Here is a 25,028-nt window from a genome sequence, read left to right on the forward strand (position 1 = left end):
TCTACTCTAATTTGTTCCTGCTTTTACTAAATCGGAGCACTTTTCACCCACCATCATGCAGGTAATGCAGGGATTGACACCAATCATTGTCGGGAAAACTGAAGTATCGGCAACTCGTAAGTTACTAATACCACGCACGCGCAAACTCGGATCGACTACCGCCATCGGATCTTCATTGCTACCTATGCGACAAGTCCCCGCCGGATGATAGACAGTATTGCTACTACGTCTGACATATTCGCCTAACTCAGCATCGCTTTGTACGTCTATTCCTGGTGCTAATTCTCGCTCGATCCAAGACTTTAATGGTGACTGTTGGGCAATCTCCCTCGCTAATTTTACGCCTGCCACTAATACATCGCGATCGTAATTTTCAGGATCGCTAAAGTAACGTGGATCGATAATTGGCGGCGCGGAAGGATCGTTAGAACGCAAACGCACTACTCCTTTGCTGCGCGGATGAGTAACGTTTGGTGTCATTACAAATGCTTCGTTGGCTGTGGGATATCCTAATGGCTTAGTGTATAAGTCATAGGTTTCTGTGCCAAAGTGAAACATCAATTCTGCCCAAATAGATGTTGGACTCAAACGCTTGAATAAACCAGCTTCATAAAACTGGCTTGTGTTAGCTGGTACGGGTTGCGAAGAAGCAAATAAAACTACACTTTCAGGGTGATCGAGCAAATTTTCGCCTACTCCAGGCAAATCCACGACTACAGGAATACCCAATTCTTGCAATTGTGCTGCCCCGCCAATTCCTGAGAGTAAAAGTAATTTAGGTGAATTAAATGCGCCGCAGCAGACAATAATCTCGCGGTTGGCATAAAAAGTACCTTGGGAGGTTTCTACTGCGATCGCTTTTTCCCCTTCGACGACAATCCGATTGGTCTGCACTAATGTCAGTACAGTTAAGTTTTCCGGCAATGTAGACAAAGGATGCAGATATGCGGTCGAACTTGATTCGCGTTTTTCGCCTCGCTTGTTCAGTTCAAACCAGCCTACCCCTTCGGTAAATTCCTCTTTGAAAGATACTAATGGTAAGCCTGCCTGCTGGGCGGCAGCAACAAAAGCTTGAACCAGAACGTTATCTTGTGCGGGCGATTCAATATTTACCTTTTCCCGCAGGCGATTGAAATAGGGACGAGTGCCTTCAGGAGCCCAACCTGTTGCCCCGCTTGCTTCCCAGGTTTTCATATCTATATCTGGGGCATTCCAGGCGATCGCAGAATTATGCGAACTGCATCCCCCCAACATAAACCCGCGACTGTGACGAATGTTGCTGTTGCCGTGTGGTTGAGCTTCCCCTAAATAGTCATAATCGTATTTAGTCCCTAGCAGAGATGCCCAAACTTTCAGTTGTTCGATTTCTTTAACACCTTCATCTGAGTAGCCTGCTTCTAGAAGGCAGACAGTCACATCTTTATCTTCTGCTAGTCGTGCTGCGACGATCGCTCCTGCCGTACCGCCGCCTACAACTAGATAATCAAAGCTAGTCTTTGCCGTCATGATTATTATCCTTTTGTTGCTATTACTATTAGCGATCGCTATTTACTGCATTCAACTTTTTAGCGGTAGCGACAATGCCAAAATCCTTTTCAGCTGCCTGGGGCCAAGCGCCTTTGTCAACTACGTAGTGCCGATAATAGAAAATGGGGAATACTAAGGCAATGCCAGCTAGTCCATACCACAAGGCATTAGGCGCAAATACATTAGCACCAAACACGATAAAAGCGACATTGAGGATAGATAGGGCTGGACCACCGATAAAAACTAGCCATTTGGGAGCGCGGAAAGGACGGAAATTATTTGGTCGATCTATTCTATGCATCCAGGCAGCATTCATATCCATGCAAATGCAAATTACATAAGCAACGTTTGCTGCTGCGAGGATGAAAATTGGATTGCCTAAACTCAATAAAAATAAGTTGAAGATTAGATCCATCCACATTCCCCTAACTGGTACGCCATGCTTGTTGAGTTTGCCTAAGAATTTTGGTAAAAAGCCATCGACGGAAGCTTGATACAAAGTTCTCGAACTACCTGCCATGCCCGTACTAATGGCTAACATCAAAGCCAAAATCAGCATTAAAGTAATGATGTGACCGGAACCAGTACCAAACGTAATTTCTGCTAGCTTAACGATCGCTGCTTGCGGATCTCCAGCCACAAAGGCGGGGTCGGTAATATTTTTGATTCCCAATACTCCTAAAAAAGTAAAGGGCAAAAGAATGAAGCATACAGCCCCCATCAATCCAGCAGCAACAATAGCTCGGATACTATCTTTTCCTGGGTCTTTAAATTCGCTCACATAACAAACTGCAGCTTCAGCGCTATAAGTAATCCATGTCGCAATAAACATTCCCCCCATCATCAACGTAAATGACTCGGCGCTAAACCAACTGGTTGTACCTTGAGGAATTAAGGGGAAGAAATTGGCAAAATTGATTTTACCTGTAAGTATGGGGACGATTCCTAACAGCAGCATGGGAATTAGCGATAGCAGTGCTAGAGCAAACTGCGTTCTAGCTGTCTTGAGGATGCCTGTGTGTTGAATATAAAAAGTAAGCAGCATAATCGCCGCGCCCACTAAAATTGGTGCGTTCAACTTAAAGCTAATCCCTGGTAGCACAGCCGAAAGATCGAGCAAAGTCAAGGAAAATTTGGCAAATGCCGTATCAGCTAAAAAGGCAGATACAAAATAACTGCCCGACACTGAAGCGCCAATTGCCAGTACAGGCGACCAAGCTAACCAATAACACCAAACATTGATGGGTGCAAATATTTTGCCGTAACGCAACCAAGCAACAGCACCGTAAATTGATGCCCCGCCCGATTTATTGGGGAATATGCCTGCAATCTCTGCGTACAAAAATAGTTGGACAAAACCAATCAAAGTTGACAGCGCCCAAACAATCAGCGATGGCGTACCTACAGTTGCCGCCATTGCCCCAATTGAAAACAGAATTGACGTTGATATTCCTGTCGTAATCCAAAAGGCATCTTTCCAGGTAATAGCCCGCCTCATCTTACCTGCATCTAAGTTGTTTGCTTGTGCAGACGGTTGTATATGTTCATCCATTGTTAGTTTTTCTATTCCTTAATTTGACCAGTAGGCGATCGCATCAATAGTTCTGCCCTTAGACATAGCTGGAGAAAATGACCGTACTTATATAACCCAAATTTTTCTAAATCCGAACATTTGCAGCTAGAAAAATTGAGTGAATTCACGCAAGCCTTGCACTACGCTCATTTCAGCAGTTAGGCTTATCAGCAATATTACGAAGAACTGTTTGCTTTTAGTATTTTTGTTTTGTGAAAGTATTAAGTCCCAGCTATTGTTTAGCTAATTTCACTGAGGCGATCGCGCTGTCTTATGCAGCAATTATATTTTAGCACCTCTATCCTAAGTAATATTTTTTGATTGAGTAATGTACAACAGCTACTTTTGTTAAGTTTTTGTAAACTTGCCGTTTTATTGGCAAAACAGTAAAATTGAATACAGAAATAAAATCGTTCATTTCTATTTTTTAACTATCTAACTCAAGATAGATGTTTTATAGAGACGGAAGTAAGGAGTAATCCTGAAGGAACGCGCCCATAGACTAAATTACGGAGTTGCGCTGGGGCGCTCTTCAGATTGAACTTACTAAAGTCAAACCATAAAACTAGAGAATAAAAAGATGAAACTTACTTATCGTGGTGTTGCTTACGAAGCAAACAATCCCGTCTTAGAACTCACCCAAGGTGAGGTTAGCGGTAAATATCGCGGCGCTCACTGGAAGCCCAAATACGTGAAACATATACCAGTACCACCATTAGCAGTAGAACTTAAGTATCGCGGTAATAGCTACTCACTTGGCGACCCTATAGACGTAGAAGCTAACTTATTGCCAAAGCGCTTTAAAGTGCAAATTACTCAAGAACAAGTGCAAGCACCCATCCAGCTACCTGCACATGAAGTAACTAGCACTCATCTTGCTAATATTCGCAATAACTTAGAACGCAGATTGCAAGTAGCGATAGAAAAAGGTGACGAAGACTTGATTCGCTTATTGCAAATTGAGGCAAGAGAATTAATTTAAATAATTTATACTTTTGAACTCAAATTACCTACTAAACAATTTAGTAGGTAATTTATTTATAACTATTCGCTGCGCTTTAATAAAATAGCTGTCAATCCAGATTTTGTAGCGCCTTGATAATCTTCTTTAAAACTATCGCCAATATGCCAAGCCTTTTCAGGTAGACAGTTATGCTTGCTTAAAGCAGTTGTAAAAATCTGTGATTCTGGTTTAGCCGCGCCTGCTTCTGTAGAAATAGTAATAGAACTAAAAAAATTTTCTAATCCCAGCGCTGCTAATACTAAATATAGGCGCGAATCAAAATTTGAGATTATACCTAACTCAATCCCTCTTCGCTGCCAATATTCTAGAGTTGGGATAACATCTGCATAGATAAACCAAGGTTTTGCAGTAGCAAAATGACTGTAAAGAGAATCAAAAAAAGTAGCAAAATCTGCAAATTTCTCTAATACTCCTACTCTGTTGAATGTATCTAGGGCTACACTTTGCCACCACTCGTATTCATAATCGGGAATATCTTCTAGTTTCACGCCTGGAAACATTGGCGGCGGTGCAGCAACAAAGCTTTGAAAAAAGGCTGCATTTACGGCTTCGCCTGCAACTTCAACACCAAATTGCCTAGCGATATCAGCGTAAACTACACCTACACTACCTTTGATATAAAATAGCGTGCCTACAGCGTCTAGAAAAATAACTTTAGGTTGCTTCATGACAGTTTAGCATTCCACCTAATAATTACAAAACCGATTAAACCACCTACTATATTCATAACTGTATCGTAGATAGTATCCCAGTAATAAGTTGCATATTTAAAATCGCTGTAAGGTCGACAGCAAGCACGCAAACTATATTCAAAAATTTCATTAATATTGCCAACTAAGCAAACTAAACCTATGATAAATACTAAACTTTGCCACCATTTCAAATTTGCCCAAACGTAGGCAAACAATGGCAAGAAAATAATTACTACAGCTACAGAAGTAACAAAATGCTCTAACCGATTTAGTACGTTCCAAGAAAAGGGAACAATATTTTTTTGAATTACCCATGTAATTGAAGTTTCAACGAGAGGGTAGATACACATAGTCATTAAATAAAGGCGATGTTCTTTATTTGGTAACTTCGCCTCTAAACCAGAGAATCTAAAAATAAAAAACGCCCCGAACCAAACGCAAGATAGTATTACCCAGTTAGAAAATATTGTAAATGTAAAGGCAATTATTAAGCTGGCGAAAATGTACCAAAACAAGTTAAACTTAAGGGTTTTTAGCATTTGATGTTGCTACGTTATATAGATGAGATTATCCCAGAGTAGACGATGCGATCGCATTATAATTATTATCTATACAAGTACGAGTCGTAGTTATAAAAGCATCAACATCCGCTGCTTGAGTATCAAAAGCAGTTACTAAACGTACAGTATTGTATTCGCCTCGATAAAACGCGAAGCCAGTGGCAATTAGTTTTTCTATAACTAATTCAGGTAGTTGGACAAATATTTCATTAGCTTGTACCTCATAACACAACTTCACCACTAGTAATGACTCAATTCCTGCAGCTAGTTTGGCTGCCATCTTATTTGCATGAGTAGCGTTTTTTAACCATAAATCGTTAGTAATATAAGCATCTAACTGCGCTGATACAAATCTCATCTTCGACAACAGATGTCCGCCACGCTTGCGTCTGTAGCCAAATGTCTCTGCTAAAGCACGATTAAAAAATATTACCGCTTCAGCCGCCATTGCCCCATTTTTAGTTGCACCAAAACACAGAATATCAACTCCAGCACGCCAAGTTATATCTGCAGGAGAACAACCTAAACTAGCAACAGCATTCGCAAACCGCGTACCATCCATATGCAAGTTGAGGTTGTAAGTCTTAGCAATTTCGGCAATCTGCTCGATTTCAGCTTTGCTGTAAAGCGTACCTGCTTCGCTAGCTTGAGTAATGCTAATAGTTGCTGGCTGTACGTGATGCACAAAGCCAATACCTGCACGTTCGATAGTATTTTGCAAGTCTTGGGCGACAAGCTTACCACAATCGCCAGCAAGTGTAACTAACTTTGCCCCACCAGTGTAAAATTCTGGTGCGCCGCACTCATCAATATTGATATGCGATTGAGTATGACATAAAATTGCCCCAAAAGGCGGACACATCACAGATAATGCTAAAGAATTGGCTGCTGAACCCGTGACTACAGGGAAAACTGTAACCTCTTTTTCAAATAAGTAGGAAAACTTGGTTTGCAAGTTTTGGCTGCACTCATCATCGCCATAAGGCATTGCTACGCCCTTATTTGCATCAGCTAGCGCCGCCATAATTTCCGGCGCTACTCCAGTTACATTGTCGCTGCAAAAATTCATAGTTAGCTTTATACTTTCTTTTTCAGGATAATTAGATAAATTAAAATCGTCAGCTTTAAGTAGTACCTTTAACTGCATATTTTCGCCGCGTACATACTGCTAGCAGTAATACTAAAAAGGTTAATATTCCAGCTAAATATAAAGAATGACCTTATTTTGTGAGATTTTTGCTATCTATTGTCACTCTAGCAATTACACGTCCAATTGTATTAAAATTAGCTAAATAAAATGCATCCGATCCTATCACAGTTCCTTGGTCTGCTGACTTAAGTTAAAACAAATAAGTGTATTAATCGCTGGTTGCACTAATGAATTAAATATAGAAAACACTATGCTAATTGCAATAAAATACTTAACAATTGTCCAAATTAGCATCAAAAAAAAACGATAAGCTACGTACAAATAAAACTATAAATAATAAAGAAAGTATATTAAACTTACAAGTTAAGATTGGGATGCCTACAATTTGCATTAACAAACCCAATACACCAAAAAAGACAAACAATAATATTAAAAATTTATTATCTTACTTTAAGCCATTGGTCAAGTAGGTTACGTAATCCTCTTTAGTATCTGCCTCTTCTGTAGCTGCCGAACTCTTGGCAATTCCTTGCAATGGAGACAGATTCCCTGTTTCAGCTTATCCCTCTTTTGTCACTTTCCGAGGATGATAAGTAAATAAATCAAAAAATAAAACTCTATAAGGTAGATAGGGCAATGGATGTGGAATTACAAATCCTGAAGCATTTGCCTAGAGATGCCCATCCAACAGTGGCAATCATAGACTCGTATTGCACAGAGTATAAAGACTTATTCAAAGAAGTAAGAAACTATGAGTGCTTCAAATATCTACACTTAGGAATAATTTCCCCAATAAAAAGAAAATCATTACCAGAGATAGCTAAAGTAGTAAGTATAAACTCAGCCCAGTTATTACATCATTTTATAGCAAATTCAGATTGGTCAGTAGAGCAATTAAGAAGCAGATGATTAGCAAGAATAAAGAAAGCATTACAGGGGAAGACCATAACTGTAGTAATTGATGAGACAGGAGATATAAAAAAAGGCAAAAAAACAGATTATGTGGCTAGGCAATATTTAGGAAGCATCGGGAAAATAGATAATGGGATAGTTTCGGTTAATGCCTATGGAGTTTACTGTAATATAAGCTTTCCCTTAATCGTCAAGGTGTTCAAACCTAAAGGAACGCTGAAAGCAGAAGATAAATATCAAACTAAAATTGAGTTAGCCGTAGAAATTATTACAGAATTAATTAAAGAAGGCTTTAATATTAAACTGGTTTTAGCGGATAGCTTATTTGGGGAAAGTAGCCAGTTTTTGAGTAGTTTAGCTGAGCATAACTTAGATTATGTGGTAGCGATTAGAAGTAATCATGCAGTCTGGTTGCCTTCCAACCAAAGCGTTAGGGCAAATAAGTGGTGTAAATTTGAGCGAACATTTAGCAATCAAAAATCAGAAATTAGATACATTAGGGAAATAATCTATGGTAAAAAAAGAGCAATAACTTACTGGCAAATAACTACTGCCTCAGAGATACTGCCTGAGAATTCTACGACATTTGTCATACCAATTTTCAAGGAAATTTAAAAAAGACCATAGGCGACTTATATGGGTTGAGAACCTGGGTTAAATATGGCTTTCGGCAGTGCAAACAGGAATTAGGCTGGACAAATTATCGCTTTACCAATTTCAAGCATATCGAGAAGTGGTGGGAGATTATTTTCTGCGTTTGTACAATGATTAGTTTAAGTTCTCCAGCTTTTTTAGCTGTATATTAATCTCATCAAATTCAAACTGAGAGGCAAAAAAGTGAGCGTGTGGATTTTTCTAATCATCAACAATGGAATCACAAAAGCGGATGGAAGAATGTTCTAAATAATCTGGCGCTTAATTATCCAACCACTCTTATTGTTTTGGTTAGTTTCTCCTTGGTTAGATATTTTTCCTAATCCCAACTTATTGCTGGGATTTAATCACCTAATCAGTGCAATGAATCAATTCAAACCTTTTTATTCTTCTGGATAAAACGGTTTATTTCCTACTCGCTTAATGCGGAAAGTGACAAAAGAGGGATATCTAGATAGTCGATAAGAAAAGCTACCTTCCTAAGTCATTTTGCGTGCTTTTTTGCGTTGCGGTTGACTACTTTTACACCACTTTGTATTGCTGAAGATGGTGATTGCTACTTCGGCTTTTTCTTCTACATCGGGCTTACTTTGCAGTTGCACATGAATAACACACGAGCCAGGGTCAGCCGCAATTTTGACTTCAATAGTTTGCTTACCGATTAACTGGTATTCGTACCATTCATCTTTTTCAACATTTGTATTGACTATACCAATGTTGAATGCCACCCAATCAGATTCATCAAAACTATAATCGACAAGACAAGACAATGTTTCAAGCAGAAGCTTGAGATTTTCTTCATAAATCCAATTAATGAGCATGATTTAACTGTATCGCTGTATCGCACGCATTCCAGCCGTAGCGCAGTACGACATCTCCGATTATCCTCCGCAAATAATCTTGAATACTAACAAATAACCTCTCGGCGGTCGGATACATTGAAATTATTATGCCGCGCCAATAGTGACTTTAGTTTCTTCACTCACCACTGCTGAGAGTATCGAGTTCTTCAGGCAATACTACAGGAATCTCCGCACTAATAAATCCAGCTGGGTCGCGAGTTACTATTGCATCTACCTTGTGCGCTACCGCACAGGCATACTGTACTGCGTCTTCAAAATCTTGAAAATTTAAAGCAAGAGCTTGTTCTAATATTTCTAGATCGACTGCACAAATGTTTACATCCGACAAAATTTGAGTAATTGCATCTTGAGCTACTACTTTCCCTGATGCTTTACGGACGATGTAGTAGATATTTGTAATTGTTGTTGCGGCAATAAATCCCTCAATCTCTCCAGTATCAATACGCTCAAATAATCTTGCTGCATTTGCTACAAATGGTTCTCGCTCTTGCAAGAAATCAAGAATAACATTGGTATCAATTAAAACCCGCATTACTGATACTTCTCGGTCAAGTAAGTCACGTAATCTTCTTTGGTATCAGCCTCACCTGTAGCTGCCGAACTCTTGGCAATGCCTCTTAGTCGAGACAGGTTTCCCTGTTTTAAATTAGGGTGTGTTTCTCTTTTAAGAGACTCTAAAAGAGCTTGTACCAACTGCCAGCGATCGCTAGTGGATAATTGCAGCACTTGTTTTTGTAGTTCTTGTAATGTCATTTTCCCAGAAATGTGTAGAGCCTACCATACACTGATTTTAAGCCTTTGGTACTGGTGCAAGACTCAAAAGGAGAAAAATGCTATTCTTACTCCAGCAACCAAGCAAACAAATCCTTAACTGTGAGGCGTAAATTGCTGGCAAAAGTTGGTACAGGAAGCACCTGATCCGGCTCATCAAATACTTCCATTTCTTGTTTCGGACGATAGATAAATATGGTTTGCTCTTCAGGATCGATTAACCAGCCCATTTGCGTCCCATACTTGAGACAATGAAGAATGTTTTTTGTTACTCTAGTTTGGCTTTGGTCTGGGGATAAGATTTCAATTGTCCAATCTGGAGCAATAGAAAATATATTAGCAATTTCCCCATTTTCATCGCGGGGGATATTTTCCCAAGTAAAAACTACAATATCAGGAACAATCGAGCGATCGCCAAAGGTACAACGTAGCTCAGGGAATGCACGAGCAAGGCGCTTATGTTTGACAATGCTGTTAATAGCAGGTACAAATTCTCCTTGAATGGCACTATGTTTTCCCTGTGGCATCGGTTTTTGGATAATTTGACCATCAATATATTCACTAGCAGGTTTTGTTTCCGGTAGTTTCAGAAACTCCGCCAATGTCAATGATTTAGATGGTATTTGTACCATTTTGGGCTTACCTCTAGCTCTGTAAGATCCAAACTAAATTTCTATTGTATTGCCTGTATCCAAGCCGCGCACCTTCATGCGGCAAATAACCTCAAATTCCTATTTTGCATCTTTCACCTACAACAAAACTACAGTCAACTTTTTAATTAAGTTCGCTACTATATGTCTGAAGTTATTGAGATTCCTGTAGAATTAACACGATTCCAGTCTCCCCAAGCGGTTCAAGCACGTTTACAATTTTTGCTAGAGCGTCAGGATGAGGGTTATGCGCTATCTTATGCAGAACAACAGGAAGCAGCAGGGCTTGTTGAACTAGCAGAATTTTTGTCTCTACTGCGTTTGCGCTCAACACAAGTCACGAAGCAAGCATAAGTGACTGCAATCCCAGCTTTTCTGCGTCGATTAGTAATTCAAAGAGCTAATAAACGATCGATCAGTTATCTAAACTCAGGCGTGGAAAATGCGATCGCTAACTCCCCAACATCTGCAAGTTATGCAAGCTAGCATACAATCCACCTTGGGCTAATAGCTCCTCATGACTACCTGACTCAATTAATTCACCCCGTTTGAGGACAAAGATTCGATCTACATTACGAATAGTTGAGAGGCGGTGAGCAATAACGATCGCAGTTCGTTCTACCAATAATCGATCTAAAGCATCTTGAATCAATGCTTCTGTTCTTACATCCAAACTAGCTGTTGCCTCATCCAATACCAGAATATGCGGGTTGCGAATAGCGGCGCGAGCAAATGCTAATAACTGTTTTTGTCCGCTCGAAAGGTTTGTACCCCGTTCCCGCAGTTGAGTATCGTAGGTTTGCGGTAGTTGTTCGATAAACTGAGCAACGTTAGTTTTTTCGGCGGCTGCACGAATTTCCTCCATTGAGTAACTATCGCCCAAGGTAATGTTACTTTTAACATCGCCAGCAAACAAAAATCCTTCTTGCAAAATAACTGCCATCCGCCGCCGCAGTTCAGATTGCGGTAAGTCTTTGACATTAATGCCATCTACCAAAATCCGCCCCTTACTAGGTTCGTAAAGGCGGCACAATAGCCTAATTATCGAACTTTTACCCGCACCTGTAGGACCAACTAAAGCAACTTTTTCCCCAGGTTTAATCGTAAAACTTAGCTCCTTAATTACGTAATCGTCATCTTTGTAAGCAAACCAGACATTCTCAAAGCGGATTTCGCCTACTTGGGGAGTAGCAATTGTGGCTGCTCCTTCAATTTTGTATTCTGGATCGCGGATTTCAATTGGCTCGTCTAAAATATCGCTAACTCGCTCTACAGCCGTAAACCCTGCTTGAATAGCAGTAAATTTTTCGGCAAATTGACGCAAAGGATCGAATAAGCGTTGGGCAAATAAAATAAATGTTGATAGCGTCCCTAACGTTAATTGTTCGCGGAGAATAAGGAAACCACCTAGCCAAAGTACAGCAGCGATCGCAACTAGGGCAATCCATTCTAAAGTAGCTGATACTGCTGAATCGTGAAAAATAGTTTTATCTACTTCTTTGATATAACGCTGGTTATTGGTACGAAACATCTCAGAGTTGAATCGTTCGCGGCGAAATAGCTGCACGACATTGATGCCGATGATATTTTCCTGCAATGAAGAGTTGAGAATCGATAACTCTTCTCTAGCTTTGTAGTTCGCCTTACGATACTGCTGCTGGAAATAGATAATTAGCCCAGTAATAGGAAACAGCATCAACACTAGCATTAGAGCTAGTTGCCATTGCTCCCTAAACATAAAAAATACAATCACCAGCATAGAAAACAAATCGCTGACGATGCCAATTGCACCAGTAGTAAAGACATCGCCTAATGCTTCTACATCGCTAGTAAGGCGGGTAATCAATTTTCCTACTGGGGTGCTGTCAAAAAAGCGCACCGCTAAGGATGTGACGTGCTGAAATAAATCTGCACGAATATCCGCAGTAATTTGTTGCCCTACTTTTTGAACTAGATATCCCTGGATACCAGTAAAAATTAAGCGAATTACAACTGTAAATAGCAATAAAGCTTCTAAAAACGCTAGTCCTTGCGATAACGGCAGATTTCGCAGAAATTCATAGGTACTTGGTTCTTGCCGAATCAGGGAAATTGCTTGTCCAATTAAAATCGGCTGCAATGCTCCAGCGATAGATAATGGCACGAGCAACAACATCGAAACTGTCAGTAACCGTCCGTGACGACGGGCATAAGGTACTAACCTCAGAAACAAGCGCCAGTCATTTTCCTTGGTGCGGCGATTTCGCAGCGGTGTTGCAGGTGATACGCTAGTCATTTAAAACTTAAATAGTAAGGCTGCTAATATCTTTACATTCCTTCAAGGATAGCGATCGCTTCTTACCCCTGTCACCATGCTACAGATTGAGGTAGCGCTAAATATTGTTATGAGTAATAATTCCCTAATCAAAACTGCCCAAGCTTGTCGCCAAAGCGCCCAAAAGCTAGCAATGTTATCAACTGAGGCGAAAAATGCAGCTATAGAAGAAGTCGCCCAAGCTCTAGAATCAGCAAAAGCAGAAATTATTGTGGCAAATGGTGCAGATTGTCAAGCTGCTGTGAGTGCAGGTATTCCCAAGCCTTTATACAATCGCCTGAAATTGGATGAAGCCAAGCTCAAAGATGCGATCGCTGGAGTACGCGATGTTGCTAAATTAAGCGATCCTGTGGGTGCAGTGCAAATTCACCGTCAGTTAGATGATGATTTAATTCTCAAGCGCGTTACTTGTCCGTTGGGAGTTTTGGGAGTTATTTTTGAAGCAAGACCTGATGCGGCTATTCAAATTTCTACATTGGCAATTAAGTCAGGAAATGGCGTAATCCTCAAGTGCGGACAAGAGGCGATTAATTCTTGTCAGGCAATTCTAAAAGCTATTGGTCAAGGATTGGCGCAAGCTGGGATTAGTCCTGATGTCGTCCAATTGCTGACTACTAGAGAAGAAACATTAGAACTATTAAGTTTAGATGCTTACGTGGATCTAATTATTCCTAGAGGCTCTAATTCTTTTGTCCGCTTTGTGCAAAATAATACTCATATTCCCGTATTAGGTCATGCGGAAGGTATTTGTCACTTATATGTAGATGCACAGGCGGATATTGCTCAGGCTGTGGATATTGCTGTAGATGCTAAGACTCAATACCCCGCTGCTTGTAATGCAATTGAAACTTTGCTAGTCCACAAGGATATTGCCCCAGCTTTTCTTCCCGCTGTTACAGAGGCTTTGCAGGCGCGTCAGGTGGAGTTAAGGGGCGATGAACGTACTCGCGCTGTTGTTGATGTTGCTGTGGCTAACGATGCGGATTGGGCGACTGAATATAGCGATTTGGTTTTGGCTATAAGGGTTGTAGATTCTTTGGCTGAGGCGATTGCTCATATTAATGATTACGGTTCTGGTCATACTGATGCGATCGCAACTCAAGACGCTGATGCTGCTAATGTATTTATAGCCCAGGTTAATAGTGCTGGAGTTTATCATAATTGCTCTACGCGCTTTGCTGATGGCTTCCGCTACGGTTTCGGGGCTGAGGTGGGAATCAGTACCCAAAAGCTGCCTCCTCGCGGTCCTGTGGGCTTAGAAGGGCTTGTTACTTACAAGTATCAGGTTGTAGGTGATGGGCATATAGTAGCTAGTTACACAGGCACAGATTGCAAACAGTTTAAGCATCAGGATTTGGGGTAAAACAGAGCAGGGGATGTAGAGACTTAGCAGTGCTACGTCTAGCTGCTACGTCTAGCATGAATACGGGGGGAGTATGAGCAAACAGATAACAAGTTATTTTCTTTTTCAAGTTAAGGCTTTGAGTAGGGCTTGGAGTTTGAGTTGGATTTCTGCTAGTTCTTTGGCTGGATCTGAGCCTGCTACTATTCCTGCTCCAGCGTATAGGATAGCTCTATTTCTGTCTATCAGTGCGGAACGTATGCCTACTATGAATTCGCTGTTGTTTTGGGTGTCTATCCATCCTATAGGGGCTGCGTATAAGCCTCTCTCGAAGTTTTCGTAGTGTCTGATTTGTTGGCAGGCTATGTCTCTGGTTTCTCCTGCTACTGCTGGGGTAGGGTGAAGTTGGGCTACTATTTCTAAGGGGTGTACGTTGTGAGGAATTTTTGCTTCTATCGGTGTCCACAGATGTTGGATGTTTGCTAGTTGCCTTAGTCTTGGTGCTAGAATCTGAGGCTTGATTCCTAGCTGGTTTAAGTGTTGGGTAATAAAGTCTATTACTACTTTGTGTTCGCGTTTTTCTTTGTCGCTGTTTAATAATTGGTTGGCTAGTTGTTTGTCTGCTATGGCTGTTTTGCCTCTAGGGGCTGAACCTGCTAAGGCATCTATTTCTAATTTGCGATCGCTTATGCTTATTAGTCTCTCTGGGCTTGCTCCAATGAAGTTTTGCCCTTTGCTGTTGCTAATGGAAAATATATAGCAGTTTGGATGGTTTTGCCGCAGGTTATCCAAGGAGTTATATAGACTGAAATCCTTTGCCGACCATACATTTAGGGCTTGCGCTAATACTATTTTATTTAGTTGTCCGGCTCTGATAGATGTTAATGCAGCTAAAATTGTTTGCTGAAGTTTTTTGGTGTCAGCTATATCTTTTGTATGTAAATTGTGGGAAAAACTATATTTGTTTGTTTGCTGCTCTATTGTGACAATCTTGCTAATATCACTTTTTAACTGAGGTATTAATGCTGGTAAATTTGTGTTTGGGTCGATTGCTATGTTGGCAATTAATATTGTGCGATCGCTATCCCTAACAATCTGCCAACATGGTAAAAATACTGTTGCAGCAGCAAATGGATAGTCTGCTTCTGTGGTGTCAAAGAAACTAAAGCTGCAAAAAAATCTCGGTTCTGTTGTAAATTTATTAAGCTTATCAAAAATTATTATATCTTCTGTACAGGTTTTGATAAAATTTTGAACTTTACTAAATCTGTTTTTGCCTTCTATTTGTAGTTGTGCTACTGCATCTATAGCTGCGATCGCTTCTTGTTTACCTTTGTTTTCAAAGTAAAAATTTAATTGCTCTTGTTTTGCTAAGTTTTCAAAAATAATTAGCGGATCTACTTGTTCAATTGCTATTGGTATGCTAATGAATTGTCGTTTGTTTTTGAGTAGGCTTTTTTGCTGGCAAGCTAAAAGAAATTGATATAGTTCCTTGTAGTCTAAAGAAATATTCGTTGGACGCGGTAGAACTTGCATGAATGTAGAAATAGTAAATTTTTTTAAAGATACGTTCCTAAATTGCGACAGAGCATGATGGTATTTCTAGAGGGAGCATATTTATACGACCTCTAACCATCTAGGCAGAAATCTGATTTCATGCCTATCTCCATGCTCGATCTTAGTCTATAGCCTTGAAGTCAAAACTCCTGTTGGTACTGATTTCTCTATGGTACAGAAGAACTGGCAAGGGTAATAATTTGTTTTCCGGTTGGTACTAACTTATAAGTGCTTATAGTCGATTTGCGTGCATTAGTTAAGCTGTTGACAATTTTATTTACAACTTCTGATGACTACTATTACAAATTCAATTTCATATCCGCAAAAAAATCTATGGATGGCAGCAATTAAGCCGCCAATGTATAGTGTTGCTGTTATTCCTATCTGGGTAGGAAGTGCGATCGCTTTTGCAGAAACTAATACTTTTAAAGGGCTGTGTTTTGCTACTTTTTTAATGTCTGCTATTGCTATAGTTGCTTGGATTAATCTGAGTAATGATGTATTTGATGCAGAAACAGGTATCGATAAAAATAAAGCCCATTCTTTGGTAAATTTAACAGGTAATAAGCAGTTAATTTTTTGGCTGGGAAATCTGTTTTTAAGTTTGGGCTTGTTGGGTATAATTGCGATCGCTTGGTGGCAAAAAGACTTAACTGTAATCTGGCTAATTTTGCTATCTTGTGCTTTAGGTTATAGTTACCAAGGACCGCCTTTTCGTCTCGGCTACCAGGGTGTAGGCGAAATTATTTGCTTTTTCTGTTTTGGTCCTTTGGCAGTAGCCGCAGCTTACTACAGTCAAGCGCAATCTTTCTCTGCTGCTTGCTTCGTCGCTTCGATTGTAGTTGGTATTGCCACAAGTTTGATATTATTTTGCTCTCATTTCCATCAAGTTACAGACGATTTAGCCGCTGGCAAAAAGTCGCCAATTGTCCGTCTCGGTACGCTAAAGGCTGCTAATTTATTACCTTGGCTATGTGGCAGCATCTATTTACTGACAAGCTTGTTTGTAGTTTTGGGCAGCTTCCCAGTTTGGACGTTGCTAATTTGGTTGAGTCTACCTTTTGCGCTCAAGCTATCTCGCCATGCTTTACAAAATCACGATCGCCCAGAACAAGTAAGCAATTGTAAATTCATTGCTGTAGCTTTGCATTTTTGGAGCGGGCTATTTTTGGCTTTAGGTTTTGTGCTGGCTGGCTAATGCAATACTGCTTTGATTTTCATCCTTACAGGCGGAGATTTAAGCCTCCTTTACAAACTAGCTACGGCATTTGGGATGTAAGGGAGGGCATTATTATCGCGCTTACGGATGAAACAGGTAATATCAGCAAAGGAGAAATTGCTCCGATTAGCTGGTTTGGTTCGGAGACTTTGACGCAAGCGCTGTCATTTTGTCAGCAGTTACCTGCAAAAATTACTGCAAATGAAGTTTTCTCAATTCCCGACAATTTGCCTGCTTGTCAATTTGCTTTTGAATCAGCCTTGAGCGTTCATCCTTCCTCCTCAAATATTGCCTATAGTGGCTTATTACCTGCAGGAGAGACGGTTTTGCAGCAATGGCGAGTGCTTTACGATCGCGGTTATCGTACCTTAAAGTGGAAAATTGGCGTTCATCCCATTGCTGAGGAGTTAGCCATTTTTGATGTATTGGCGCGATCGCTTCCCAATTATGTCAAGCTGCGTTTAGATGCTAATGGTGGACTTAGTTACGATGAGGCAAATTTGTGGTTATGGACTTGTGACAATTTAAAAGCATCGTCTATAGAAATTGAATTTATCGAACAACCGCTACCAGTAGAACAATTTGACGAGATGATGGAATTAGGTAGTTGTTATGCTACAGCGATCGCTCTTGATGAATCCGTTGCTACTTTCAACCAACTTGTTACCTGTTACGAGCGAGGCTGGCGAGATATTTTTGTCATCAAGCCTTGTATAGCTGGATATCCCTCCCGCTTGCGCCAATTTTGCCAGGAACGCGATATTGATGCTGTTTTCTCTTCTGTATTTGAGACAGATGTGGGTAGAGATGCGGCTTTACACTTAGCTGCGGATTTATCTCGCGGCGAGCGCGCTGTAGGATTTGGTATTAGCCACTGGTTTGAGTAGTATCCATCTGCGTTCATCTGCATGGCAGGTGCTACAAGTCGGCAAAGCCGCCCAACGCACTGCCTCGTTCATCTACGTTCCTAAATGATTCTGGTTGCTGGCTAATCGTGTCTATAGCGGTTTTTAACCAATCAATATAAGCTTGTTCCCTTTGAATCGCTAAATCTATTACCAGTCGTTGCAAGACTTGTTCGCGGCTAGGATTGAGCTTTGGTAAATTAACCTCTTGGCACTTAGCTAGCTGTTCTTGGCGTGCTACTAATTGCTCATCTAATAATTGAGCGATCGCTGCGTTAGATAATTGTGCGGCAAAAAACAACTGCACGAGCAATGGTTCGCGTACTGTAGGTAAGGGTTGATGGCACTCCAGCCATTTAGTTAGTTCGGCTTTCCCCGTTTCGGTTACGCTGTAAATCTTGCGATTGGGGCGATCGTGCTGTATTTCGACTTTGCAGCTAATCCAACCTTGGGCAACTAACTTATCGAGGGTTTTATATATTTGTGCTTGATCTGCTGCCCACAAGTAAGCCATGCAGCGATCGAAGCAATCTGTTTTTAAGTCATAGCCCGTTCTTTCTGCTTGCTGGAGAAAACCTAATATTGCATACGCTAGCGACATAGTATTTTTGGTAAATATTTATATGCTCTATCTTATATATTTTTGTGCTATTATATGAATAATCACATATAGGATTTATCTTAACAAAAGATTAGCGTCTGCTGATACTACAACCAACTTATCAGAGCGCTAATATGGGTCTAATCTGTTTGTTTAGAGGAGCGATCGCCCCAGAAATTAAACAAGACTGAGCTATTGATGATTATCGTAACGGGAGGATGGGTTGCATTGACTTCTAATACACTGCTGCAAAGAATCAACCAACATCAATATCTACGCGATTTGCGGAACAAATTGTTACGTCTTCATGCTTGTTTGGTAGATACAGAGCGCAATGCCTACGAACAAGTGAGCGGAAGAGTAACTAGCGGCGAATTGCTGCAACTTTTGATTGATAGCGAACAATTTGCCTGGTTGCACCGCATCTCTTTACTTGTAGTGCGAATTGACGAAATGCTGCAAGCAGACGAACCATTATTGCTAGAAGATGTTGAAAGTCTAGTTACTGAAGTCGGTATTTTACTGATGCCATCCGAGGTAGGCAATGGATTTGCGAGAAAATATTACAATGCGCTCCAAAGCGAACCCGATGTTGTACTAGCACATGCAGAGGTGACAGAGCTTCTAGCATCAGCTAAATAAACCAATTGAGGACAATGTACTTGCTGTATGTTGTCCTCAAAACTATACTAGGGTGCTATTGGGCGATCGCACATCATCTCTTGCCATCGGTACTTTGCGGCAATCTTTAGGGTTATTGACAGGATCGCAAGCTTGATAGGATGCTCTACTTATGCTAAAGGCAGGTTTATCAGTAGGAAAGCTTATAGATATTAAGGTTAAGATTAAACCAATCCTAAATAAACTAATCATCTCGTGAAATCTCCCATTGCCCGAATTTAGAATATTTTCAAACTTATAAATAATCTCTATTTTACTCGACGACATCGGCAAGCGATAAGTTGCTGTATTAACTTAAAGCACGATCGCACCATCTAGTAAATAGCACTAAACTAGGCGATCGCGCATTTACGCTTTCTTACTCTAAGCGCAGTACAGCCATAAACGCTTCTTGCGGTACATCTACCGTACCTACAGACTTCATTCGCTTTTTGCCTTTAGCTTGCTTTTGCAAGAGCTTTTTCTTGCGGCTGATGTCGCCGCCGTAGCACTTGGCAAGTACGTCTTTACGCAAAGCGGGGATATGTTCGCTGGCGATAACTTTACTGCCAATAGCTGCTTGGATTGGTACTTTGAACTGATGGCGCGGTATTAACTCTTTAAGTTTTTCGGCTAAAGCTCGTCCGACGTTGTATGCTTTATCGCGGTGGACGATGGTGGCTAAAGAGTCTACTGGATCGTTGTTGATTAAAATATCTAGTTTTACCAAGTTATTTTCGCGGTAGCCAATCAAGTGATATTCCATGCTGGCATAGCCGCGCGTGCGCGACTTCATTTGATCGAAAAAGTCTGTAACTACTTCCGCCAACGGCAACTCATAAGTTAGCGTCGTTCGTCCTTGGGTAAGATACTTCATATCTTTGAAAATCCCTCGCCGCGATTGACACAACTCCATCAAAGTGCCAACAAAGTTTTCAGGAGTAATCATGTCTACTTTGACGTACGGTTCTTCAATTTTCTCGCGTTCGTTAGGTTCGGGCAATGTGCTGGGATTGTCTACATACAACACTTCGCCTTTATTTGTAGTTACTCGATAAACTACTGATGGGGCTGTAGTGATTAAATCTAAGTTATATTCCCGTTCTAACCTTTCTTGCACGATTTCCATGTGCAGCAAACCTAAAAAGCCGCACCGGAAGCCAAAACCCATTGCGCTTGATGTTTCTGGTTCGTAGTTTAAAGCTGCATCGTTTAATTTCAGCTTTTCTAAAGCATCGCGCAAATCTTCAAATTGATCGGCATCTGTGGGAAACAAGCCGCAAAATACCATTGGATTGGCTTCTGTATAGCCTGGTAATGGCTCTTTTGCCCGCCGAGTAGCTAAAGTAATCGTATCGCCTACCCTAGCATCGGCTACAGCTTTAATTGCTGCTGCTAGATAACCTACTTCTCCGGCGTGGAGTTCGTCTACTTGCTTTTGTGTTGGTGAAAGCACTCCCAATTCATCAATTTCGTATTCTTTACCTGATGCCATCAGGAAAATGCGATCGCCTTTTTTTACCGTTCCATCCATCACCCGAAAATAGACGATTACGCCTCGGTAGCTATCGTAATAGCTATCAAAAATTAAGGATCTTAATGGTTCTGTAACTGTATCTTGTGGCGGCGGTACGCGCTCGACTATTGCTTCTAAAATCTCAGCTATGCCTATGCCTTCTTTGGCTGATGCTAAGATTGCATTGCTACAGTCCAGTCCAATTATTTCCTCGATTTCGCCTATTACCCTTTCTGGTTCTGCTCCTGGTAAATCGATTTTGTTTAAAACTGGGATAATTTCTAAATTATGCTCTAGGGCTAGATACACATTAGCTAGAGTTTGGGCTTCAACTCCTTGAGATGCATCTACTACTAACAACGCACCTTCGCAAGCAGCTAAACTGCGCGACACTTCATAGGAGAAATCCACATGACCTGGTGTATCAATTAAATTTAGAACGTAGGGCAAACCATCTTTAGATTGATAGTTCATTCGCGCTGCTTGCAACTTGATCGTAATGCCGCGCTCTCGTTCTAAGTCCATATTATCGAGAAACTGCTCTTTCATTTGCCGCTGCTCTACTGTGCCTGTAGTCTGCAACAAGCGGTCTGCTAGAGTTGATTTTCCGTGATCGATATGAGCTATGATCGAAAAATTACGAATTCGAGATACAGGAACATCAGTCATATTTTTATTTAGCAGCAAACAAAGTTAAATATTGTCATACTTAATGCATTTTAGTGTCTACTACAGCGCTATAACACCAATAGCAAGTAGTTTTTATACACATTAATCGCCAGAGGCGGGAGGATTATTTTTTATTTTTACAGGAAGACCATACAATATACCTTAGCGGCATAGGCGCGTTTTTAGCATTGACTGCTAAAGTGTAATTGCCCAAGCTATAATAAATTCCGCATTACAGCAGTAAAAACGTTAACTAAAAAACACTGCATCATAACCTCATTATGAATGAAAATAGCATTGATTTAGATTCTTTTGATGACAAAGTAGAAATTTCCATTCAGCTAGACTCAGCTTTACTCGATCAATTACAACACTTAACCAAGGAACCAAGCAAAGTAATTGAAGTAGCAATCCGCCAGTGGTTGCGGGGTGAAACGCAAAGAGATGACGAACTAACGCGCACTCTTGGGCGCACGCCTGTACCGCCACGCGGTGAATGGAATGACTGAAGCACTAGCAGCATAAACTTGGGCAAGTAAAACTTTTCTGTTATTAATTCGAGCGATTTAAAATTTTTTGTGCCAAACTCGAAGCAAGTATTGATTAGCTTTTTGTTATTTTAAAAGCGTTACATGAGCGTCTCTGCTAATTCCGAACCACCGCTATCTATATCGACTGAGGCAATAGGCGATCGCAATTCTAGTTCGCTATGGCGCGATCTTGGCTCGGAGTTAGTATTTACGCAGGATGTTACGGGGCGTTATTTATCTTTTTATTGGCAGCAAGCTGAGAATTTTGACTTAAATGCCGAGCAAACTGTTACGCGCTCTCTAAACGAAACTTTTGCACCTGTAGACTTAGCTGCATATTTACAGAGGGTACAGCGGATTGTGTCTAGCATGACTCCCGAACGCTGTAAGTGTTTGTTTAGATATAAACAATATTTATGGAGTTTTGAATTAGTTATTAGCCCCATCCCATCAACAAGCCAAACGGCAAATAGAGTTTTGGTAATGGGAAGGCAGTTAGAACAAGAAGCGACACAACAATTATCTCTTACTCCTCAAACTGTATGTCAATCGATTGTCGTGCCGTCAGCAGAATCAAAGAAACTGCTGATTCATATTGCGCGTAACATCCGCCGAACATTAGACTTAAATACAATTTGGCAGCAGACAGTAGATAGTTTGGGAGAAGCGCTAGGCGTAAGTCATTGTATAGTCTGCGCCTATCGGGAAAATTCCGAACAAGTACACGTAGTAGCCGAATACCGTCAAATACCTGTGCGTTCGATGGTAGGCGTAGAAATATCCATTGCTGATGATGCTGGTTTTAGTCAAGCGCTAAAAACTCTAGAACCTGTAGTAGTCGATCAAATAGATAGCCCTAGTTTTCAGCAGTCTTTACTTGTAGTTGCTACATATTATCAAGGTAAGCCTAACGGGTTGATTAGTCTGCGCCAATGCGTGCGGCGATCGCCAAAGCAAAAAAGCGATCGCTCAGACTTAGTTACACCTCCCCGCCAGTGGACGGCGGATGAAATTGAGTTAGTGCGCGAAGTAGCAGAACAAGTAGGAACGGCGATCGCTCATGCTACTCTCTATAAGGAATTAGAAGAAGCGCGAATCCAAGCAGAAGAAGCTTCTAGGCTAAAAAGCGAGTTTTTAGCAAATACTTCTCACGAAATCCGCACGCCGTTAAATGGAATGCTGGGCTTTCTCAAGCTAATTTTAGAAGGGATGGCGGACGATCCAGAGGAACAGCAAGAATTTATCAAAGAGGCTTACGGTTCGGCTATCCATTTGCTGCATATCCTTAATGACATTTTAGATATTGCCAAGATTGAAGCTGGCAAAATGGAGCTAGAACTTGGTAGAGTCAAGCTAGATGATTTGTTTAGTCACGTCGAAAATTTTACTAAGCCGCAAGCCGAACAAAAGAATTTAAGCTTCATGATTCAAAAGCCCGATACGGCTGATGAAATTGTTGTCTATGGTAACTACAAGCGTTTGTTGCAGGTAATGCTGAATTTAGTTAGCAACGCACTTAAGTTTACCGATGAAGGCGGAATAACTATTAGCGCTGATGTCGTGCGGAAAAAGATTGTATTTCAAGACTACGAACTTCCAGGTATTGTCAAAATCCGCGTTGTCGATACTGGTATTGGTGTTTCTTTAGAAAAACAAGAAAAGCTATTTCAATCATTTAGTCAAGTAGATGGTACTCTAACACGCCCTTATGGTGGTACTGGCTTAGGTCTAACAATCTCGCAAAAGCTTGTAGAAGCTATGGGCGGTGAAGTTTACTTCTTTAGTATGGGCGAGGGATTAGGTTCTACAGTTATGTTTACTGTACCGTTATACCAAGAACCTGTAATGTCTTCAGCACCAATTGATGATTCAGCAAATTAATATTTTCATAGCCAAAATATTAACAGTCTCATTACAAATCCAATCAAAATATGCAAGCTTAATAAACATTTATAAGTTGTCATTAAGTAAAACTAAGAGGATGTTTTCTTGACAACGATTTAAATTACTATTAGGCTTATAAACGCTTGCTCATTAATATAATAGTGCTTATCAGCTATAAAATAAGTACCACCATTTGTCAGATATTACCCTAATTTAGGTAGTTTAATTATGAGAATTATTACTCGTACTTCTACTTTATTTCTTACTTTTGCTTTTCTAGTTGCTGGTTGCAGTCAAACTCAAAATTCTACTTCAACTACAACAACTACAACATCAACTACAACTACTTCTGCAAAGCCTATTCCTATCGGTATTGCTGTAGCGCAAACTAGCAATGTAGCGTTATTAGGTCAAGAACAAGTAGCTGGGGTAAAGATTGCTGAAAAGTATTTTAACGATAAAGGTGGCATCAATGGCACGCCGATTAAAGTAGTATTTCAAGATACTGCTGGCGATGAATCTGGCACAATTAATGCTTTTCAGACTTTAATTACTAGAGATAAAGTAGTAGGTATAGTAGGACCTACATTATCACAACAAGCATTTAGCGCTGACCCCATTGCTGAAAGGGCAAGAGTTCCCGTTTTAGGACCTTCTAATACTGCTAAGGGTATCCCGCAAATAGGTGAATATATTGCGCGTGTATCTGCACCTGTTTCTGTAGTAGCTCCTAATTCTGTAGCAGCAGCTATAAAAATTAATCCTAATACTAAAAAAGTAGCTGTATTCTACGCACAAAATGATGCATTTAGCAAGTCAGAAACAGAGATCTTTCAGCAAACAGTGAAGGATAAAGGGCTTAATTTAGTTACAGTACAAAAGTTTCAAACTACCGATACTGACTTTCAAACCCAAGCAACAAATGCAATTAATTTAAAACCAGATTTAATAATTATTTCTGGATTAGCATCTGATGGTGGTAATTTAATTAAACAATTGCGCGAACTTGGTTATAAAGGTTTAATTATTGGTGGTAATGGTTTAAATACTTCAAATGTATTTGCTGTATGTAAAGCACTTTGCGATGGCGTAACCATAGCACAAGCTTATAGTCCCAATCATCCTGGAGAAATTAATAATGCCTTTCGCACTGCATATAGAGAGCAATATAAGAAAGAACCGCCGCAATTTAGCGCTCAAGCTTTTACGGCTGTGCAAGTATATGTAGATGCACTCAAAGCTGTAGATGCAAAGACAAAAGTTAGTACGTTACCAATTGATAAATTAAGAACTGAATTAAACAAGCAGTTATTAGTAGGAAAATATCAAACTCCTTTAGGCGAAATTGCCTTTACCCCAGAAGGTGAGATTATCCAAAACGAATTTTATGTGGCGCAAATAGATATGAGTCCAGATGGCAATGCTGGTAAGTTTGCTTACATCAAATAGCAAAAA

General features: G+C 40.4%; 24 protein-coding genes, 1 pseudogene and 1 riboswitch. Of the genes and pseudogenes, 10 read left to right on the forward strand and 15 right to left on the reverse strand.

Annotation, left to right across the window (positions count from 1 at the left end):
- Positions 1-6: 6 nt before the first annotated feature.
- From UH38_RS16610 to UH38_RS26825, 3 genes are read right to left on the reverse strand one after another with little or no spacing between them, the layout of a single operon-like run.
- Positions 7-1,506 (reverse strand): GMC family oxidoreductase, encoded by a 1,500-nt coding sequence (locus UH38_RS16610; protein ID WP_045055796.1) that lies wholly within the window; start codon positions 1,504-1,506, stop codon positions 7-9.
- Between the two features lie 28 nt (positions 1,507-1,534).
- Entirely contained in the window at positions 1,535-3,079 is a 1,545-nt protein-coding gene (locus UH38_RS16615) for an APC family permease (RefSeq protein WP_045055797.1), read from the reverse strand.
- Between the two features lie 11 nt (positions 3,080-3,090).
- A complete protein-coding gene (locus tag UH38_RS26825) occupies positions 3,091-3,228 on the reverse strand; it encodes a hypothetical protein (RefSeq protein ID WP_160295980.1) in 138 nt (45 codons plus the stop codon).
- Positions 3,229-3,509: 281 nt separating this feature from the next.
- A riboswitch (Glutamine riboswitch) is annotated at positions 3,510-3,596 on the forward strand.
- An 84-nt stretch (positions 3,597-3,680) separates the two neighbouring features.
- On the opposite strand from UH38_RS26825, the gene UH38_RS16620 reads away from it, so the two are divergent.
- A complete protein-coding gene (locus tag UH38_RS16620) occupies positions 3,681-4,082 on the forward strand; it encodes a DUF4278 domain-containing protein (RefSeq protein WP_045055798.1) in 402 nt (133 codons plus the stop codon).
- A 62-nt stretch (positions 4,083-4,144) separates the two neighbouring features.
- On the opposite strand, the gene UH38_RS16625 is transcribed toward UH38_RS16620, so the two are convergent.
- The 3 genes from UH38_RS16625 to UH38_RS16635 all read right to left on the reverse strand — a co-directional run bounded on the left by UH38_RS16625 (position 4,145) and on the right by UH38_RS16635 (position 6,445).
- Positions 4,145-4,792, reverse strand: coding sequence for an HAD-IA family hydrolase (locus tag UH38_RS16625; RefSeq protein ID WP_045055799.1), 648 nt, complete (start codon positions 4,790-4,792; stop codon positions 4,145-4,147).
- On the reverse strand, positions 4,789-5,166 hold the full coding sequence (locus UH38_RS16630) for a hypothetical protein (protein WP_144405704.1): 378 nt from the start codon (positions 5,164-5,166) through the stop codon (positions 4,789-4,791). Before UH38_RS16630 ends, UH38_RS16625 begins: the two co-directional genes overlap by 4 nt.
- Before the next feature lie 217 nt (positions 5,167-5,383).
- Positions 5,384-6,445 (reverse strand): beta-eliminating lyase-related protein, encoded by a 1,062-nt coding sequence (locus tag UH38_RS16635; protein ID WP_045055861.1) that lies wholly within the window; start codon positions 6,443-6,445, stop codon positions 5,384-5,386.
- A 717-nt stretch (positions 6,446-7,162) separates the two neighbouring features.
- Between UH38_RS16635 and UH38_RS16640 the strand changes: the two are divergent.
- Positions 7,163-8,491: pseudogene (locus UH38_RS16640) on the forward strand (IS701 family transposase).
- Between the two features lie 80 nt (positions 8,492-8,571).
- On the opposite strand, the gene UH38_RS16645 reads toward UH38_RS16640, so the two are convergent.
- The 4 genes from UH38_RS16645 to UH38_RS16660 form a co-directional block, all read right to left on the reverse strand.
- Positions 8,572-8,913, reverse strand: a complete 342-nt coding sequence (locus UH38_RS16645) for a hypothetical protein (RefSeq protein ID WP_045055801.1) — start codon at positions 8,911-8,913, stop codon at positions 8,572-8,574.
- A 157-nt stretch (positions 8,914-9,070) separates the two neighbouring features.
- Positions 9,071-9,487, reverse strand: a complete 417-nt coding sequence (locus UH38_RS16650) for a type II toxin-antitoxin system VapC family toxin (protein WP_045055802.1) — start codon at positions 9,485-9,487, stop codon at positions 9,071-9,073.
- A complete protein-coding gene (locus UH38_RS16655; RefSeq protein WP_045055803.1) occupies positions 9,487-9,708 on the reverse strand; it encodes a hypothetical protein in 222 nt (73 codons plus the stop codon). Before UH38_RS16655 ends, UH38_RS16650 begins: the two co-directional genes overlap by 1 nt.
- A gap of 86 nt (positions 9,709-9,794) precedes the next feature.
- Positions 9,795-10,358, reverse strand: coding sequence for a Uma2 family endonuclease (locus UH38_RS16660; RefSeq protein WP_045055804.1), 564 nt, complete (start codon positions 10,356-10,358; stop codon positions 9,795-9,797).
- Positions 10,359-10,520: 162 nt separating this feature from the next.
- On the opposite strand from UH38_RS16660, the gene UH38_RS16665 reads away from it, so the two are divergent.
- The gene (locus UH38_RS16665) at positions 10,521-10,730 is read left to right on the forward strand and encodes a hypothetical protein (RefSeq protein WP_045055805.1); all 210 of its coding nucleotides are present in this window, start codon (positions 10,521-10,523) and stop codon (positions 10,728-10,730) included.
- 97 nt (positions 10,731-10,827) lie between these two features.
- Here the strand turns inward: UH38_RS16665 and UH38_RS16670 are convergent, their stop codons facing one another.
- Positions 10,828-12,651: an ABC transporter ATP-binding protein gene (locus UH38_RS16670; protein ID WP_045055806.1), complete on the reverse strand. Its 1,824-nt coding sequence runs from the start codon at positions 12,649-12,651 to the stop codon at positions 10,828-10,830.
- Between the two features lie 109 nt (positions 12,652-12,760).
- Here UH38_RS16670 and UH38_RS16675 point away from each other — a divergent pair, with 109 nt between their 5' ends.
- A complete protein-coding gene (locus tag UH38_RS16675; protein WP_144405705.1) occupies positions 12,761-14,053 on the forward strand; it encodes a glutamate-5-semialdehyde dehydrogenase in 1,293 nt (430 codons plus the stop codon).
- 105 nt (positions 14,054-14,158) lie between these two features.
- Here the strand turns inward: UH38_RS16675 and UH38_RS16680 are convergent, their stop codons facing one another.
- A complete protein-coding gene (locus tag UH38_RS16680; protein ID WP_045055808.1) occupies positions 14,159-15,568 on the reverse strand; it encodes an isochorismate synthase in 1,410 nt (469 codons plus the stop codon).
- Positions 15,569-15,878: 310 nt separating this feature from the next.
- Here UH38_RS16680 and menA point away from each other — a divergent pair, with 310 nt between their 5' ends.
- On the forward strand, positions 15,879-16,787 hold the full coding sequence (gene menA / locus UH38_RS16685; protein WP_045055809.1) for a 2-carboxy-1,4-naphthoquinone phytyltransferase: 909 nt from the start codon (positions 15,879-15,881) through the stop codon (positions 16,785-16,787).
- Positions 16,787-17,695: an o-succinylbenzoate synthase gene (locus tag UH38_RS16690; protein WP_045055810.1), complete on the forward strand. Its 909-nt coding sequence runs from the start codon at positions 16,787-16,789 to the stop codon at positions 17,693-17,695. The genes menA and UH38_RS16690 overlap by 1 nt, the downstream gene beginning before the upstream one ends.
- A gap of 31 nt (positions 17,696-17,726) precedes the next feature.
- On the opposite strand, the gene UH38_RS16695 is transcribed toward UH38_RS16690, so the two are convergent.
- On the reverse strand, positions 17,727-18,314 hold the full coding sequence (locus tag UH38_RS16695; RefSeq protein WP_045055811.1) for a PadR family transcriptional regulator: 588 nt from the start codon (positions 18,312-18,314) through the stop codon (positions 17,727-17,729).
- Between the two features lie 228 nt (positions 18,315-18,542).
- On the opposite strand from UH38_RS16695, the gene UH38_RS16700 reads away from it, so the two are divergent.
- Positions 18,543-18,956 (forward strand): hypothetical protein, encoded by a 414-nt coding sequence (locus UH38_RS16700; protein ID WP_200892486.1) that lies wholly within the window; start codon positions 18,543-18,545, stop codon positions 18,954-18,956.
- A 42-nt stretch (positions 18,957-18,998) separates the two neighbouring features.
- Here the strand turns inward: UH38_RS16700 and UH38_RS16705 are convergent, their stop codons facing one another.
- Together UH38_RS16705 and lepA are read right to left on the reverse strand one after the other, a co-directional pair.
- On the reverse strand, positions 18,999-19,187 hold the full coding sequence (locus UH38_RS16705; RefSeq protein WP_144405706.1) for a hypothetical protein: 189 nt from the start codon (positions 19,185-19,187) through the stop codon (positions 18,999-19,001).
- 166 nt (positions 19,188-19,353) lie between these two features.
- Positions 19,354-21,159 (reverse strand): translation elongation factor 4, encoded by a 1,806-nt coding sequence (gene lepA, locus UH38_RS16710; protein WP_045055814.1) that lies wholly within the window; start codon positions 21,157-21,159, stop codon positions 19,354-19,356.
- 281 nt (positions 21,160-21,440) lie between these two features.
- On the opposite strand from lepA, the gene UH38_RS16715 reads away from it, so the two are divergent.
- The 3 genes from UH38_RS16715 (at position 21,441) to UH38_RS16725 (ending at position 25,022) form a co-directional block, all read left to right on the forward strand.
- A complete protein-coding gene (locus UH38_RS16715; RefSeq protein ID WP_045055815.1) occupies positions 21,441-21,668 on the forward strand; it encodes a hypothetical protein in 228 nt (75 codons plus the stop codon).
- A 123-nt stretch (positions 21,669-21,791) separates the two neighbouring features.
- On the forward strand, positions 21,792-23,570 hold the full coding sequence (locus UH38_RS16720; RefSeq protein WP_045055816.1) for a GAF domain-containing sensor histidine kinase: 1,779 nt from the start codon (positions 21,792-21,794) through the stop codon (positions 23,568-23,570).
- 231 nt (positions 23,571-23,801) lie between these two features.
- A complete protein-coding gene (locus UH38_RS16725; protein WP_045055817.1) occupies positions 23,802-25,022 on the forward strand; it encodes an ABC transporter substrate-binding protein in 1,221 nt (406 codons plus the stop codon).
- Positions 25,023-25,028 lie beyond the last annotated feature (6 nt).

Origin of the sequence: Aliterella atlantica CENA595, assembly GCF_000952155.1 — a bacterium.
GTDB classification, from domain to species: domain Bacteria; phylum Cyanobacteriota; class Cyanobacteriia; order Cyanobacteriales; family Chroococcidiopsidaceae; genus Aliterella; species Aliterella atlantica.

Excerpts from the sequence above, each read along its gene's own strand:
- UH38_RS16610 (WP_045055796.1), bottom strand. The coding sequence starts at position 1,506 with ATGACGGCAAAGACTAGCTTTGATTATCTAGTTGTAGGCGGCGGTACG.
- UH38_RS16615 (WP_045055797.1), bottom strand. The coding sequence starts at position 3,079 with ATGGATGAACATATACAACCGTCTGCACAAGCAAACAACTTAGATGCA.
- UH38_RS16620 (WP_045055798.1), top strand. The coding sequence starts at position 3,681 with ATGAAACTTACTTATCGTGGTGTTGCTTACGAAGCAAACAATCCCGTC.
- UH38_RS16625 (WP_045055799.1), bottom strand. The coding sequence starts at position 4,792 with ATGAAGCAACCTAAAGTTATTTTTCTAGACGCTGTAGGCACGCTATTT.
- UH38_RS16630 (WP_144405704.1), bottom strand. The coding sequence starts at position 5,166 with ATGTGTATCTACCCTCTCGTTGAAACTTCAATTACATGGGTAATTCAA.
- UH38_RS16635 (WP_045055861.1), bottom strand. The coding sequence starts at position 6,445 with ATGAATTTTTGCAGCGACAATGTAACTGGAGTAGCGCCGGAAATTATG.
- UH38_RS16645 (WP_045055801.1), bottom strand. The coding sequence starts at position 8,913 with ATGCTCATTAATTGGATTTATGAAGAAAATCTCAAGCTTCTGCTTGAA.
- UH38_RS16650 (WP_045055802.1), bottom strand. The coding sequence starts at position 9,487 with ATGCGGGTTTTAATTGATACCAATGTTATTCTTGATTTCTTGCAAGAG.
- UH38_RS16655 (WP_045055803.1), bottom strand. The coding sequence starts at position 9,708 with ATGACATTACAAGAACTACAAAAACAAGTGCTGCAATTATCCACTAGC.
- UH38_RS16660 (WP_045055804.1), bottom strand. The coding sequence starts at position 10,358 with ATGGTACAAATACCATCTAAATCATTGACATTGGCGGAGTTTCTGAAA.
- UH38_RS16665 (WP_045055805.1), top strand. The coding sequence starts at position 10,521 with ATGTCTGAAGTTATTGAGATTCCTGTAGAATTAACACGATTCCAGTCT.
- UH38_RS16670 (WP_045055806.1), bottom strand. The coding sequence starts at position 12,651 with ATGACTAGCGTATCACCTGCAACACCGCTGCGAAATCGCCGCACCAAG.
- UH38_RS16675 (WP_144405705.1), top strand. The coding sequence starts at position 12,761 with ATGAGTAATAATTCCCTAATCAAAACTGCCCAAGCTTGTCGCCAAAGC.
- UH38_RS16680 (WP_045055808.1), bottom strand. The coding sequence starts at position 15,568 with ATGCAAGTTCTACCGCGTCCAACGAATATTTCTTTAGACTACAAGGAA.
- menA (WP_045055809.1), top strand. The coding sequence starts at position 15,879 with ATGACTACTATTACAAATTCAATTTCATATCCGCAAAAAAATCTATGG.
- UH38_RS16690 (WP_045055810.1), top strand. The coding sequence starts at position 16,787 with ATGCAATACTGCTTTGATTTTCATCCTTACAGGCGGAGATTTAAGCCT.
- UH38_RS16695 (WP_045055811.1), bottom strand. The coding sequence starts at position 18,314 with ATGTCGCTAGCGTATGCAATATTAGGTTTTCTCCAGCAAGCAGAAAGA.
- UH38_RS16705 (WP_144405706.1), bottom strand. The coding sequence starts at position 19,187 with ATGATTAGTTTATTTAGGATTGGTTTAATCTTAACCTTAATATCTATA.
- lepA (WP_045055814.1), bottom strand. The coding sequence starts at position 21,159 with ATGACTGATGTTCCTGTATCTCGAATTCGTAATTTTTCGATCATAGCT.
- UH38_RS16715 (WP_045055815.1), top strand. The coding sequence starts at position 21,441 with ATGAATGAAAATAGCATTGATTTAGATTCTTTTGATGACAAAGTAGAA.
- UH38_RS16720 (WP_045055816.1), top strand. The coding sequence starts at position 21,792 with ATGAGCGTCTCTGCTAATTCCGAACCACCGCTATCTATATCGACTGAG.
- UH38_RS16725 (WP_045055817.1), top strand. The coding sequence starts at position 23,802 with ATGAGAATTATTACTCGTACTTCTACTTTATTTCTTACTTTTGCTTTT.